12 protein-coding genes are annotated in these 13,526 nt (G+C 51.1%); 9 read left to right on the forward strand and 3 right to left on the reverse strand.

Features of this window, described 5'->3' with window-relative positions; all coding sequences use genetic code 11:
* Positions 1 to 16 precede the first annotated feature (16 nt).
* Genes BQ7367_RS10415 through BQ7367_RS14845 form a run of 3 tightly spaced genes read right to left on the reverse strand, consistent with a single transcriptional unit; the run spans position 17 to position 3,485 of the window.
* Positions 17 to 2,128 carry a glycogen debranching protein gene (locus BQ7367_RS10415; RefSeq protein ID WP_072525376.1) on the reverse strand — a complete coding sequence of 704 codons (2,112 nt, stop codon included), beginning with the start codon at positions 2,126 to 2,128 and terminating at the stop codon, positions 17 to 19.
* Between the two features lie 29 nt (positions 2,129 to 2,157).
* Complete coding sequence (locus tag BQ7367_RS10420) at positions 2,158 to 2,799, reverse strand: response regulator (protein WP_072525377.1); 642 nt, start codon at positions 2,797 to 2,799, stop codon at positions 2,158 to 2,160.
* Positions 2,796 to 3,485: a sensor histidine kinase gene (locus BQ7367_RS14845; protein WP_235837591.1), complete on the reverse strand. Its 690-nt coding sequence runs from the start codon at positions 3,483 to 3,485 to the stop codon at positions 2,796 to 2,798. The genes BQ7367_RS10420 and BQ7367_RS14845 overlap by 4 nt, the downstream gene beginning before the upstream one ends.
* A 566-nt stretch (positions 3,486 to 4,051) precedes the next feature.
* Between BQ7367_RS14845 and BQ7367_RS10430 the strand changes: the two genes are divergently transcribed.
* The 9 genes from BQ7367_RS10430 (at position 4,052) to BQ7367_RS10470 (ending at position 13,481) form a co-directional block, all read left to right on the forward strand.
* The gene (locus BQ7367_RS10430; protein WP_072525378.1) at positions 4,052 to 4,981 is read left to right on the forward strand and encodes an ABC transporter ATP-binding protein; all 930 of its coding nucleotides are present in this window, start codon (positions 4,052 to 4,054) and stop codon (positions 4,979 to 4,981) included.
* An 18-nt stretch (positions 4,982 to 4,999) separates the two neighbouring features.
* Positions 5,000 to 6,124: an ABC transporter permease gene (locus tag BQ7367_RS10435; RefSeq protein WP_235837592.1), complete on the forward strand. Its 1,125-nt coding sequence runs from the start codon at positions 5,000 to 5,002 to the stop codon at positions 6,122 to 6,124.
* Complete coding sequence (locus BQ7367_RS10440; RefSeq protein WP_072525379.1) at positions 6,111 to 7,271, forward strand: ABC transporter permease; 1,161 nt, start codon at positions 6,111 to 6,113, stop codon at positions 7,269 to 7,271. Before BQ7367_RS10435 ends, BQ7367_RS10440 begins: the two co-directional genes overlap by 14 nt.
* A gap of 99 nt (positions 7,272 to 7,370) precedes the next feature.
* Entirely contained in the window at positions 7,371 to 8,783 is a 1,413-nt protein-coding gene (locus tag BQ7367_RS10445) for an amidophosphoribosyltransferase (protein ID WP_072525380.1), read from the forward strand.
* Between the two features lie 27 nt (positions 8,784 to 8,810).
* Complete coding sequence (locus BQ7367_RS10450) at positions 8,811 to 10,229, forward strand: MATE family efflux transporter (protein ID WP_072525381.1); 1,419 nt, start codon at positions 8,811 to 8,813, stop codon at positions 10,227 to 10,229.
* Positions 10,230 to 10,307: 78 nt separating this feature from the next.
* Positions 10,308 to 11,138 (forward strand): Mrp/NBP35 family ATP-binding protein, encoded by an 831-nt coding sequence (locus BQ7367_RS10455; RefSeq protein WP_072525382.1) that lies wholly within the window; start codon positions 10,308 to 10,310, stop codon positions 11,136 to 11,138.
* Positions 11,135 to 12,148, forward strand: coding sequence for an alpha/beta hydrolase (locus tag BQ7367_RS10460; protein ID WP_072525383.1), 1,014 nt, complete (start codon positions 11,135 to 11,137; stop codon positions 12,146 to 12,148). The genes BQ7367_RS10455 and BQ7367_RS10460 overlap by 4 nt, the downstream gene beginning before the upstream one ends.
* Positions 12,145 to 12,918 carry a histidine phosphatase family protein gene (locus BQ7367_RS10465; protein WP_072525384.1) on the forward strand — a complete coding sequence of 258 codons (774 nt, stop codon included), beginning with the start codon at positions 12,145 to 12,147 and terminating at the stop codon, positions 12,916 to 12,918. Before BQ7367_RS10460 ends, BQ7367_RS10465 begins: the two co-directional genes overlap by 4 nt.
* A gap of 83 nt (positions 12,919 to 13,001) precedes the next feature.
* Positions 13,002 to 13,481 (forward strand): hypothetical protein, encoded by a 480-nt coding sequence (locus BQ7367_RS10470; protein ID WP_072525385.1) that lies wholly within the window; start codon positions 13,002 to 13,004, stop codon positions 13,479 to 13,481.
* Positions 13,482 to 13,526: the final 45 nt, after the last annotated feature.

Genomic DNA, 13,526 nt, shown 5'->3' on the forward strand with positions numbered 1-13,526 from the left:
AAAAATTAGCAATAGACTATTTCCGGACTCCGGTCAGGACGATTACCGAGCGTTCTCCCAGAAGCAGATGCTTTGACGCCACAGGCATCTGGTTTTCGGAGAAGGCCTGCCGCACAGGATCACCGGTATTTACCGCGATCTTCCACAAATACCCGTCTGGCAGGTCGGGGACGGTCATCTGGGCGGGAAGCCAGTGAGAGTTTACGGCTACATACACAAGATCTTCTTCACCGGAGACATCGTCATATCCCGCAAAGAGTACACAGGATACAAAGGAACTTTCCAGAGCGTCCGGTTCCCAGGGCGTGAGTCCGTGGATGCTCATGGATGGAAATCCGATATAGCTGGGTTCAAGATCTCTGCGGATGGCAGGATGCTTTTTGCGGAAAGCGATCATATACCGGAAGAATTCGAAAAGATCCCGGTTGCTGTCCAGGAGGCGCCAGTCCAGCCAGGAAATCTCATTGTCCTGACAGTACGGATTGTTGTTTCCTCCCCGGGTATCCCCAAATTCATCGCCGGAAAGAAACATGGGCGTCCCGCGGCTGCACATGAGCACTGCGCAGGCGTTTTTCATCATACGCGCGCGCAGTGCAAGGATTTCCCTGTCATCGGTCTCTCCTTCCGCTCCGCAGTTCCAGCTGTTGTTGTCATTAAATCCATCTGTATTGTCCCATCCGTTGGCCAGGTTGTGTTTCAGGTTGTAACTATACAGGTCACGGAGGGTAAAACCATCGTGGCAGGTGAGAAAGTTTACGGACGCGTTGCCGCCCCGGTATACCGGATCGTAGAGATCCGGCGAGCCGGTCATTCTCTGGGCCGCAAGTTTGGACATGCCGGGATCCCCCTTGAGAAAACAGCGCATGTCATCCCGGTAGCGGCCGTTCCATTCCGCCCAGCGTTTCCAGGAGGGGAAAGAACCTACCTGGTAGAGGCCGCCCGCGTCCCATGCCTCGGCGATCAGCTTGACATTCCCAAGGATCGAGTCAAATGCCAGATTGCGCAGGAGCGGCGGCTGGTTCATAGGTACGCCGTTTTCATTTCGGCCCAGGATAGAAGCCAGGTCAAAGCGGAATCCGTCTACCCGGTATTCGATCACCCAGTAGCGCAGACAGTCCAGGATCATATCCTGGACGACGGGGTGATTACAGTTCAGAGTATTTCCGCAGCCGCTGAAATTGTAATAATTTCCATCCGGTGTCAGCATATAGTAAATATTATTGTCAAATCCCTTGAAAGAGAAGCAGGGACCCGTCTCATTTCCTTCAGCGGTATGGTTGAAAACTACATCCAGGATCACATCAATGTCATTATCATGGAGTTCCCGGATCAGATTTTTTAGTTCCAGGCCTTCTCTGTTGTATTCGGCAGAAGAGCTGTAACTGGTATTCGGAGCGAAGAAACTGACCGGATTATATCCCCAATAGTCCAGAAGCAGCCTGCCGTTTACCTGCCGGGCATCCCTCATCTCGTCAAACTCAAAGATGGGCATCAGCTCTACCGCGTTGATCCCCAGTTCTTTCAGATAAGGGATCTTCTCTTTCAGCCCCTGAAAGGTGCCCGGGCATGTTACGTTGGATGAAGCATCCTTTGTAAAGCCCCGGACATGAAGCTCATAGATGACCAGATCTTCCATTGGGATCTGCCGCTGCCGTTCCGGACCCCAGTCAAAGTTGGACTGGACCACCCGGGCGCGGTATCCATGAGCCATATTGTTTCTGTGTCCCCAGCGGCTCTGGCCTGTAACGGCTTTTGCGTAAGGGTCCAGAAGGAGTTTTGTTTTGTCGAAGCGGAGCCCCTTCTTTTCATCATAAGGGCCATCCAGCCGATAGGCGTATTCGAATTCCCCGATGTCAAGTCCAAATACGATCATGGAATAGCAGAAACCGATCCGGTAATTGTCCGGAAATTTCAGGACCGCGAACGGCTCTTCTGCTTCACGGTGGAACAGCAGAAGCTCGCAGGAAACGGCTCCGTGTGACTGGATCGTAAAGCTGACACCGCCGGGGATAACCGTGGCGCCGAAATCACGGAAGAATCCGGGCCGCACCGGAAATCCCGCGATCATGTCAATGGGTTTGAGATGCTGGGCAGGATCAGGTACCAGATCTGGTGATTGAGTTGACATAGACAGCCTCCTTTGTTATTGACATAAATTTATCCTGCGTCCGGGCGAAAGGACTGTCTCTGAAGATAGAAGACAGCAACCTGGGTCCGGTCCCGCAGATCCAGTTTATCCAGGATATTGCTCAGATAATTTCTTACGGTCCCTTCGCTCAGATACAGCCGGGACGCGATCTCCTTATTGCTGAGTCCTTCGGCGATCAGACGGATGATGTCCAGTTCCCGTTCGCCGATGTCGTGAGCGGCATAATCAAAAGCAGGCTTTTTCTGAAAAAGGTCCGGCAGCCGCGCGATGATCTCATCTCCGAACACATTTTGACCGGAGCATACCGCCCGTATAGCCGGAGCAATGTTCTGATAGTCCTGCTTTAAAAGATATCCTCTTGCCCCGCAGCGCAGTGCCTTCACGATATATTCATCGTCGGTAAAAGTAGTGAGCAGAAGGATCCTGGCGTCGGGAAATTCTTGAAGGATCTCTTCCGAGGCGTCGAGCCCGCTTATTTCTTTCATTCGGATATCCATCAGGAGTACATCAGGCCTGTGTTTCCGATAGAGTGTCAGTGCGTCTTTTCCATCCTCTCCTACAGCCGTCACCTCAAAGTCAGGCTGTGCTTCCAGGATTGTTTTCAGGGCGTTCACAACAAGACAGTCGTCGTCGATCAGTACCAGTTTCATATGGAATTCTCCTTTGGGATCGTAATATATATCCGGAATCCATTCTCTGTCATTACCTGCAGACAGCCGTTCAGTGAACGGATCCGTTCTTTCATGTTCAGAAGACCGATGCCCGTGTCTTTCACGGCTGCGCCGGTACCGTTATCTTCTATGCTGAGCCGGTAGAACGCAGGATGTTCCCGGATCGTAACGATGGCATGGGTGGCATTGCTGTGCCGGATGATATTGGACAGCGCCTCTTTTACAATGCTGATGAAGCTGTATTTTACATCCCGGGGAATAACCGGGCCTGCATCACAGATAAAGTCCAGAGGACAGAAGCTGAAATCATGGACCAGGGAGGATACTGCTTCCTCCAGGTTTACCGCGTCATCATGCAGATCATGGACACTTTTCCTTACACTGTCCATGGCTGAGTTCAGCGTCATGTCCAGGGAGTCCAGAGACTGCCCCAGAGCGCTGCCTTTCTCACGGCTGACCGCTTTCGCGGCTCCCACAAGGAGGATAGAACGTGAAAGGAGATGCCCTACATTGTCATGGATCTCTCTGGCGATCCGGTTGCGCTCTCTCAGTGTGGCCGTATAGATCTCATAGTCCTGTTTTTCAAGAAGAGCACGGTTTTTCTCTGTCAGCAGGATATCCCGCTCCATGCTGTCATCCCGGATATGTTTTAACGATGTCCGCAAAGAGTCCTCCTGAGAGGTCCTGTACTGAAGGAAGACAGCAGCTGCTCCGGAACATCCTTCGATATAGATGAGGATGGCAGGCAGGCTGTTTATAGACGCCAGGATAAAAAAGAGGATACAGCAGGAGATAAAAAGGAATAACTGTTTTCTCTCTGAAAGAAGATACAGGATCATCGGAAAGAAAAACAGGAACTCCGGACATAAGAATCCGAATGACATCCAGCATATGATGAGAAGCCTGAAAAGAAGGATACTGTCAATAAAAGAGTTCAGGCAGCAAAGACTGACACAATATAAAAAGGCTGCCACGTAGCCTCTGTCAGGGGATATAAAAAACAACGGGCACAGGCAGAACATCATCAGTACCGCCAGGTTCAGCAGATGTCTCATAAGCGGGCCGGCCAAAGCCGTTTCCTTTCCGTAAGATAATTATAGTATAGTATATATTCAGTAAAAGAGCAAAGAAAATGCGTGGTATATGACAATTGTCACAGGAGAAAATGACACTTCACACTACCGGTCTGCCCGGAAAAACTGTATTGTAAACATAGCAAGGAGGTAGAAAGATGATACAGATAGAGAATCTTGTCAAGCGATACGGCGATCTTGTGGCGCTGGACCATTTCAACCTGAATGTAAGAGAAGGGGAGATTTTTGGCCTGCTGGGGCCAAACGGAAGCGGAAAGACGACAGCCATTAACTGCATGCTGGCTCTTCTGAAATTTGACAAAGGCAGTATCCGCATTATGGGAGAGGAGATGGCGCCTGACAATTACAGAGTCAAGCGGGAGATTGGCGTGGTCATGCAGGACGTAGCGGTTTTTGAGGAATTAAATGTCAGAGACAATATTGATTATTTCTGCGGACTTTATATAAAAGATAAAAAACGAAGGCAGTGCCTTGTGGAAGATGCCATCCGTTTCACAGGACTGGAAGATTACCGGAAGACATTTCCCAAGAAGCTCTCCGGCGGGCTCCTGCGAAGACTGAATATCGCCTGCGGGATCGCCCACAGGCCCCGGCTCATTATACTGGATGAACCCACTGTAGCTGTGGACCCACAGAGCAGGAACAGGATCCTGGAAGGGATCTGTGAACTGAACCGACAGGGTTCTACGATCATCTATACCTCACATTATATGGAAGAAGTAGAGCAGATCTGTACGAGGATTGCCATTATGGATCACGGCCGTGTCATTGCCTCGGGAACAAAGGAAGAACTCAAAGGCATGATCCGGACAGGAGAGACGGTGACCATCGAGGCTGTCGCGCTGGACGAGGAGATCCTGGAGGGCATCAGAGAACTGCCCCACGTGTTTGACGTCTCCTATGCGGATCAGATGCTGACGGTGCGGTGCACAGGCGCAAAGAGTAATCTGATTCGGCTTCTGGCTTTCCTTCAGGACCGGGGGATCCTTTTTGGAAGAGTATTTTCGGAGCTGCCCACTTTGAATGATGTTTTCCTTGAGATCACAGGAAAACAGCTGAGGGACTGAGGGGAAAACGGAGGAAATATGGATATGTTGCATCTTATAAAATATTCACTGAAATCGAAACTGAGAAATTTTAATGTCGTATTCTGGCCTCTGGTCTTTCCTCTTGTTCTGACGACTCTGATGTATTTTGCGATCGGGACCATGGAAGAGGCCGATTTTGAGACGATCCCCGTGGCGGTGGTGGAAGAAGAGGGAGGAGAAACTTTTCTGGACTTTCTCGATACTATGGCGGGGAGTTCAGACATGATCCGGTTACAGAAAATGACAGAAGAGGAAGCTTTAAAAGCGCTGGAGGAACAGAAAGTTGACGGGATCTATTACGCGGGAGAGAATTCTTCTCTGACCGTGGCGGGAAACGGGCTGCCGCAGAGTATCCTGCAGATGATCCTGGAAAGCTATGAGGAGGGAAAACAGACCTTTGAAGACGTGGCGAAAACCCATCCGGAGGGACTTTCTGCCGCCATCCGGGAAATGGAAGAATATGGAGGAGCGGTAGAGCAGGTCTCTGTCGGAGGCAGGACGACCAATACCACCGCGCAGTTTTTTTATGCGATGATCGGAATGGCCTGTCTGTACGGCTGCTTCATCGGGTTTGGCTCAGCCATGGAGCTGCAGGCAAACTTAAGCGCCCTGGCAGCCCGCAGATGTGTTTCGCCGGCTCACAGGATGAAACTGATCCTGTCAGAGCTGGCAGTAGATTTTGTCATCCATTTTGCAAATCAGCTGATCCTGCTCTTTTTTATGAAATATATCTTGAGACTGGAGTTTACCGGTTCTGTGGCAGAGATGATCCCGGTCCTTTTGCTGGGCAGCATGATCGGAGTAACTTTGGGGCTCTTTGTCAGCAGTATCGGTAAAATGGGAGAGGGGATCAAGATCGGGATCCTGATCGGGACCTCTATGACCTTCAGCTTTCTGGCAGGACTGATGAACGCCAATATCAAGAACGCGGTGGACCGGGCAGTGCCTCTTTTGAACCGGATCAATCCGGCGGCAGTGATCTCAGATGCTCTGTACTGTGTAAACGTATATGACGCGCCCGGCAGATACGCTCAGGATCTTGGCATTCTGGCAGTTATGTGCGTACTTATGGCTCTGGGAGCATTTCTCATGATAAGGAGGGAACGTTATGCCAGTGTTTAAAGCTTATCTGAAAATAGCAGAAAAGAATAAATGGCTTATCCTGATGTATCTTGGTATTTTTTTCTGCGTTACAGTTATGTTTCAGGAGTTTGGGAGGACGGACTCTGTGTCCGGATACCGGACCCAGAGCGTTCCCGTAGGTGTGGTGGATGAGGATGGCGGGGATATGGCCGGAAGTCTGATCGATTATCTGGAAGACACAAATCAGATCATTATCCTGGAAAACAACAGAGAGGCGCTGCAGGAAGACCTGTTCTACCGGAATGTAGACTATATCCTGAGGATCCCCGAGGACTTTACCCGGAAGTGTATCTATGGAGATGAGAGACTGAAGGTAACGACTGTTCCCGGCACTTACGCCGGCAGCTATGTGGATCAGCAGGTAAATGATTTTATAAACTTTGCCCGATGCTATGCGTCCGCGGGATTTTCAGAAGAAGAGATCCTGACCGCCATGGAGGAACGGCCTCGGGCAGAAGTGTCCCTGGCTGATTTTTCCGGAAATGAGGGGGAGAAACCTGCATATATATTCTATTACCGATATCTTCCGTACCTGTTCCTCAGTGTAGTCTGTTATGTGTTCGGGTATATCCTGATCGGATTCCACAGAGGGAGCCTTCCGGGAAGAATGCGCGCTTCTGCCGTGTCGGAGAGGAGACAGAATCTGGAGGGCCTGGCTGCCGCGGGGGTGCTGGCCGCAGGATTATGGGTGCTCGCTACAGGGGTCGTGTTCCTGCTCTATGGAGAGGTGTTTGTCGCAGGAGGAAAAATGTTCTATTATCTCCTGAATTCCCTGGCTCTGCTGGTCGTGTCTCTGAGCCTGTCTTATCTGATCGGCTCGATGGTGAAGGATACCAACGCCCTGAACGGAGTCGTGAACATTGTAACTCTGGGCATGTGCTTTCTCTGCGGAACTTTTGTCGGTATGGATCTGCTGAGCTCTAAAGTAAAGCAGGTGGCTCAGTTCTTTCCGGTATACTGGTATGAAACCGTAAACGGTCTTCTGGAAGGGTATGGAAGCGTCAGCGGGAGTCTGCGGACGGAAGTCTTCCAGGGCATCGGAATCCAGCTGATGTTCGCGGCGGCGCTGGTATGTGTTACTTTGGCCGTCTCAAAGAAGAAGGCACAGAAACAGGTTGGGTATTGACTTATCCAACCTGCTTCCTTTATTCTGTATAAGGTGAATAACAGTCAGGTTGTTAAGGCATGATGTTGATTACAGGAAGAAAAAGGAGGCAGATAACGCATGGGCGGATTTTTTGGTGTTGCATCAAAGAACGACTGTATACTGGAACTTTTTTACGGGGTAGATTACCATTCCCATCTGGGAACAAGGAGAGGCGGAATGGCCGCGTATGGGGATGGAGAGTTCTGCCGGGCCATCCACAATATAGAAAATTCTCCTTTCCGGACAAAATTTGAACGCGATGTGGAGGAGATGAAGGGAAATCTGGGAATCGGCTGCATTTCTGATTACGAGCCACAGCCATTGCTCATCCAGTCTCATCATGGCAGTTTTGCCATTGTCACGGTGGGAAAGATCAATAATGAGGAAGAACTTTTAAGGAGAGCTTTTAATGAAGGACACTCCCATTTTCAGGAAATGAGCGGGGGAAAGATCAATGCTACGGAGCTGGTAGCGTCTCTGATCTGTAAAAAGGGAAGCCTCGTGGAGGGTATCCAGTATGCCCAGAAAATTGTAGACGGGTCTCTGACTCTGCTCCTGATGACAAAAGACGGGCTATACGCGGCCCGGGACCGGTACGGAAGGACTCCGCTTGTGGTCGGACGCAAAAAAGACGCCTACTGTGTCTCTTTTGAGAATTTCGCCTACCTGAATCTGGGATATACACATGACAGAGAGCTGGGGCCGGGAGAGATTGCCTTTATCACACCGGAAGGAGTTGAAACTCTTGTACAGCCGGGAGAAAAAATGAAGATCTGCTCATTTTTATGGGTCTATTATGGATATCCCACTTCTTCTTACGAAGGTGTCAGTGTGGAGGAAATGCGCTACCGGTGCGGAAGCATGCTGGCAAAACGGGACGGAGATTCTGTACATCCGGACGTAGTGGCCGGGGTGCCCGATTCCGGGGTGGCCCACGCCATCGGGTATGCCAATGAATCCGGTATCCCCTATGCGAGACCTTTTATCAAGTATACGCCCACCTGGCCCAGGTCCTTTATGCCTACGAACCAGAGCCAGAGAGATCTGATCGCCCGCATGAAGCTGATCCCGGTACAGGCGCTGATCGAGAATAAAAAACTGCTTCTGATCGATGATTCGATCGTCAGAGGAACACAGCTCAGGGAGACAACGGAATTTCTTTATAAGAGCGGGGCAAAAGAAGTGCATGTCCGCCCTGCCTGCCCGCCCCTTGTATTCGGCTGTAAATTTTTGAATTTTTCCCGTTCCAAATCCGACCTGGATCTGATCACAAGGAGGATCATCCGGGAAAAAGAAGGAGACAGCTGTCCCGAGGAAGTTCTGGAGGAGTATACGGATCCCGATTCCTGCCGCTATGCGGATATGGTGGAGGAAATCCGGAGGATCCAGAATTTTACTACTCTGAGGTTCCACAGACTGGATGATCTTCTTGCGGCGATCGGCCTGGAACCGTGCAAGGTATGCACATACTGTTTTAACGGAAGAGAATAAGCTGGGGAAAAGGCGGATACAGAAAAAATGAGACAGTTGGGGAAAAACAGTCTGTATACAGGAAAGGATGAGAACAGTCTGGGAATCGAATGGGGGAAATTCTACCGGACAGTGATTGCTCTGGTAGTGCCCATGGCTCTCCAGAATCTGATCAACGTAGGAGTGACAGCAGCGGATGTCATCATGCTGGGGGCTGTGGGAGAAACGGCGCTGTCCGGGGCCTCTCTGGCGGGACAGGTGCAGTATATCATGACGCTGTTCCTCTTCGGGCTTACTTCAGGCGCTACAGTTCTGACGGCTCAGTACTGGGGGAGAGGAGACAGGGAAGCAATCGAGAAGATTCTTGGAATGGCGGTGACAGCGGCGGTTGTTGTGACCGCCCTGTTTACGGCAGCGGCTCTTGCCATACCGGATCTGTTGATGCGGATCTTCACCAGTGATCCGGAGGTCATCGCGGAAGGCGTGAAATATCTGCGTATTGTGGCTTTCTATTATGTACTGATGGGAATCACTCAGACCTATCTCTATATCATGAGAAGTGTGGAGCGGGTGGTTGTGGCGACCGTGGTCTATCTGCTGTCCCTTCTCTGTAATATCATCCTGAACTCTATCTTTATATTCGGTCTTCTGGGCCTGCCTGCCATGGGGGTGGAAGGAGCCGCGCTGGGGACATTGTGCGCCAGAGTGCTGGAAGTGGCGCTGGTGATCGGATATTCCAGATTTTTTAATAAGGATATCAAACTTCGTCTGAAATATGTACTTCACATGGACAGGGCACTGTTCAGGGATTTTATGAAATATGCGCTTCCTGTTGTCGCTAATGAGCTGATGTGGGGACTGGGGACAGCGGCGAACACCGCGATCCTGGGACATATGGGAAGCTCCGCGGTGGCGGCCAATTCGGTGGCTCAGGTGGCCAGACAGCTGGCTACGGTGGTGTCCTTCGGACTTTCCAGCGCGGCGGCAATCTATCTTGGGAAGACCATAGGAGAAAAACGAATGGAGCATGCGAAAGCCTATGCGAAACGGTTTGTGATCCTGAGCATCATTATGGGTGTGCTGGGCGGACTGATCATCCTGGCGGCGGCTCCGGTCACAGCTTCTGCGCTGGCGCTGTCCGGAACGGCGAAACAGTATCTTCGTTTCATGTTCTTTGTTATGTCCTATTTTGTCGTAGGACAGGCGTTCAATACGACGATGGTCGTGGGAATTTTCCGATCCGGAGGAGATACCCGGTTCGGCCTGATCCTGGATGTGAGCACCATGTGGTGCTGTTCCATCCTGCTGGGATTTCTGGCGGCCTTTGTTTTCCGGTTGAGTGTGCCGGTGGTGTATGTCATCCTGATGAGTGACGAGATCATTAAAGTTCCTGTCACGTACCGGCGTTACCGGAGTTATAAATGGCTGAGGGATGTGACAAGAGAAAATTTAGAGGGTGCCGTTTAAAAGAAGAATGAACGGTACCACAGGCGGACAAAATATGTTATACTGGGAAGGAAATTAAACAGAGAGAAGGGAAATATTATGTCACAAGAACAAAATACAAACGGATGTACAGAAGAGTCCTGCGCGGGCTGTGCGCATGCGGATTCCTGCAGCAGCAAAAAAGAAGATTTCCGTGAGCCGGCCAATCAGTATTCGTCGATCAAAAAGGTGATCGGTGTGGTCAGCGGCAAAGGAGGCGTGGGGAAATCTCTCGTCACCGCTTCCCTGGCGAGGATGATGAGGCAGAAAGGATATACGGTGGGTATTCTGGACGCGGATATCACAGGCCCGTCCATTCCGAAGATGTACGGCATCCATGAGAAAGCCAGAGGAACAGAGGACAGCATCCTTCCCTGCGTGGCAAAGGATGAGACAAGGATTATGTCGGTGAATCTTCTTCTGGAGGATGAGGCCGCGCCGGTGATCTGGAGAGGCCCCATCATTGCGGGAGTGGTCAAACAGTTCTGGACAGATGTGATGTGGGGAGATCTGGATTATCTCTTTGTGGATATGCCTCCGGGAACAGGAGATGTACCGCTGACGGTATTTCAGTCTCTGCCTGTAGATGGCGTGGTGATTGTGACGTCCCCCCAGGATCTGGTTCAGATGATCGTGAAGAAGGCCGCCAATATGGCACAGCAGATGAATATACCTGTACTGGGCGTGGTAGAGAACTACAGCTATGTGAAATGTCCGGACTGCGGCAGAGAGATCAAAGTGTTCGGCGAGAGCCACATCGACGAGATCGCCTCGGATATGGGCGTTCCGGTTCTTGGAAAGATGCCGATCGACGCGGATCTGGCAAAGATCGTGGAAGATGAAAAATTCTATGAAGCCGTGAATCCCTATCTGAAAGATACAGAATTATGATCGGGAAAAGGATTCGTCTGTGGAAGGACGGGGAATATGACTATCCGGGGGCTTATGGGTTTATTCCCTTCATGGTCAGCTATATCCATGAAGATCAGTCCTCCAGACCCGGTATGCTGATCGCGCCGGGCGGAGCATACCGCCGGGTATCTCCCTCGGAGGCACACCTTCCTGCGGAAGAATTTTACAGGGCAGGCTATAATGTGTTCGTTCTGGCCTATACAGTGAATTATCTGGATGAACCTCTGAAACTCCAGCCTCTGGCGGATATATCACGGGCTGTGAGGATGATCCGGGCAGGAGCTGTCCGCTGGCATATCGACCCGGAGAAAATCGCTGTGTGCGGATTTTCTGCCGGAGGACATCTGTGCGCAAGCCTCTGTGTCCACTACAAAGATACGGAGGATCCGGCCCGGGAATACAGCAGGATCTCAAACCGGCCTGACGCGGCAGTTCTGTGTTATCCTGTCATCACGGCCGGAGAGTACTCCAACCGGGAGTCCTTTCTGGCACTTCTGGGAGAACACCCGGCGGACAGGGAGCTGGAATATCTGTCGCTGGAAGCCCACGTAACCGGAGATGTGCCGCCCTGTTTTCTCTGGCATACTGTGGGGGACGCGACAGTCCCGGCAGAGAATACATATCTGTTTGCGGATGCCTGCCGGAAAGCAGGCGTACCATATGCGCAGCATGTATTCACAGAAGGCATCCACGGCCTGTCAACTGCCACAGAAAGGTGGATCTTAAGAGATTTCGGACAGCCTTATACGCTGGAGCAGATCCGTTTTCTTGCAGAGGCGGTAAAGGCAGGAAAAACGGATCTTCCACCCGGGCGCGGAGAAGAGATCCTGGAGGAGTTCGGCCTGGCAGGAAAGAAGAAAGAAAAGTGGACTCCGGAAATGAAAGAAAAACTTTACGGGACGATACAGGAAGTGGGCGTATGGACAGAGCTGGCTGAAAAATGGCTGGCGCGGAGACTGAAACTGAGCCTGGCAGGAGAAGAAATATGAGGATTTTATTTATCCGGCACGGAGATCCGGACTATGTGAATGATACACTGACAGAGAAAGGGCACAGAGAGGCGGCCCTTCTGGCTGAGCATATCCAGAGTCTTCACCCGGGGACCTGCTATGTCTCTCCTCTCGGAAGAGCGCAAAAGACTGCGGAATACAGCCTGAAACGGCTGGGACGCGCCGCGCAGACTCTGGAATGGCTGAGGGAGTTCCCGGCACGCATCGATCTGGAGCAGGCAGCAGAACTGCGGGAAGCATATCCCGGGGCAGAGAAACAAGACGGAAGCTATGTTCCCCGGATTGTCTGGGATGTGGCTCCCTCTTACTGGTCTGTGCACAGTGACTGTATGGACAGTGCCAGATGGAAAGAGTCGGAGATCTGCGCAAACTCAGATACAGTTAAGATCTATGACAGAGTGGTGGAAGAGTTTGACAGTTTCCTGGCCGGGAAAGGATATGTAAGAGACGGGCTCTGTTACCGGGTAGAAAAAGAAAACGCAGAGACAGTAACATTTTTCTGTCATTTCGGGATCACCTGTGCGCTGCTGGCCCATCTGTGGAATTTTTCTCCGTTTTCTCTGTGGCAGGATCTGGCTCTGGCCCCCACTTCGGTTACGGAGATCGTGACCGAGGAACGGCAGCAGGGGATCGCTGTGTTCCGGGGATTGAAGCTGGGAGACGTATCTCATCTCAATATGGGAGGGGAACCCGTCTCTTTCGCGGCCAGGTTCTGTGAAGTGTACAGCAATATGGATCAAAGGCACTGAAGAGCAGGGGCGTTACAGGCGGGGAACTGAAATCCGGGAAGCGCATACTATGATAGAAAGAGAAAAAAGGAGTTCTTTCTGTTATGGCATATGAGACATTTGAGAGTGTGGAGGGCATCATCCAGGGGATCAACCGGGGGGATTCCTGCTGCTCGATGGTTGTTTCCCTGATCAGTAATTCGAATATCATAAACGTTGTGGTCACCGGAGAAACGACTGTCATCGACAATGTCCGGCTGCGGCCGGGAATGCGGATCGCCGCCTTTTACGATACAAATCTGCCTGTACCGGCGGTGTATCCTCCACAGTACCGGGCGGAACTGGTCACATCGCTGAGAAGAGGTCAGCAGGTGAAACTGGATTATTTTGATGACAATCTGACGTCTTCTGATAACTCTCTGCGGCTGAACATCGGACCTGTCACGAGTGTGACTACCCTGAACGGACAACAGTATACGTGCAGTCCGGAAAATTCAGAACTGCTGGTCTACTACACGACCACTACATTCAGCATTCCCGCGCAGACGACCCCCCAGAGAGTGATTGTGCTGTGCGAATATTAAAGAATCTTTATTAAAACGGGAAAAGAGATAAAATAACCGCGGGAA

Origin of the sequence: Clostridium sp. Marseille-P3244, from assembly GCF_900120155.1 — a bacterium.
Classification (GTDB): Bacteria; Bacillota; Clostridia; order Lachnospirales; family Lachnospiraceae; genus Mediterraneibacter.

Bases quoted from the DNA above. Each gene is read 5' to 3' on its own strand.
- BQ7367_RS10455 (WP_072525382.1), top strand. From the start codon at position 10,308: ATGTCACAAGAACAAAATACAAACGGATGTACAGAAGAGTCCTGCGCG.
- BQ7367_RS10420 (WP_072525377.1), bottom strand. From the start codon at position 2,799: ATGAAACTGGTACTGATCGACGACGACTGTCTTGTTGTGAACGCCCTG.
- BQ7367_RS10470 (WP_072525385.1), top strand. From the start codon at position 13,002: ATGGCATATGAGACATTTGAGAGTGTGGAGGGCATCATCCAGGGGATC.
- BQ7367_RS10445 (WP_072525380.1), top strand. From the start codon at position 7,371: ATGGGCGGATTTTTTGGTGTTGCATCAAAGAACGACTGTATACTGGAA.
- BQ7367_RS10465 (WP_072525384.1), top strand. From the start codon at position 12,145: ATGAGGATTTTATTTATCCGGCACGGAGATCCGGACTATGTGAATGAT.
- BQ7367_RS10435 (WP_235837592.1), top strand. From the start codon at position 5,000: ATGGATATGTTGCATCTTATAAAATATTCACTGAAATCGAAACTGAGA.
- BQ7367_RS10460 (WP_072525383.1), top strand. From the start codon at position 11,135: ATGATCGGGAAAAGGATTCGTCTGTGGAAGGACGGGGAATATGACTAT.
- BQ7367_RS10440 (WP_072525379.1), top strand. From the start codon at position 6,111: ATGCCAGTGTTTAAAGCTTATCTGAAAATAGCAGAAAAGAATAAATGG.
- BQ7367_RS10415 (WP_072525376.1), bottom strand. From the start codon at position 2,128: ATGTCAACTCAATCACCAGATCTGGTACCTGATCCTGCCCAGCATCTC.
- BQ7367_RS10450 (WP_072525381.1), top strand. From the start codon at position 8,811: ATGAGACAGTTGGGGAAAAACAGTCTGTATACAGGAAAGGATGAGAAC.
- BQ7367_RS10430 (WP_072525378.1), top strand. From the start codon at position 4,052: ATGATACAGATAGAGAATCTTGTCAAGCGATACGGCGATCTTGTGGCG.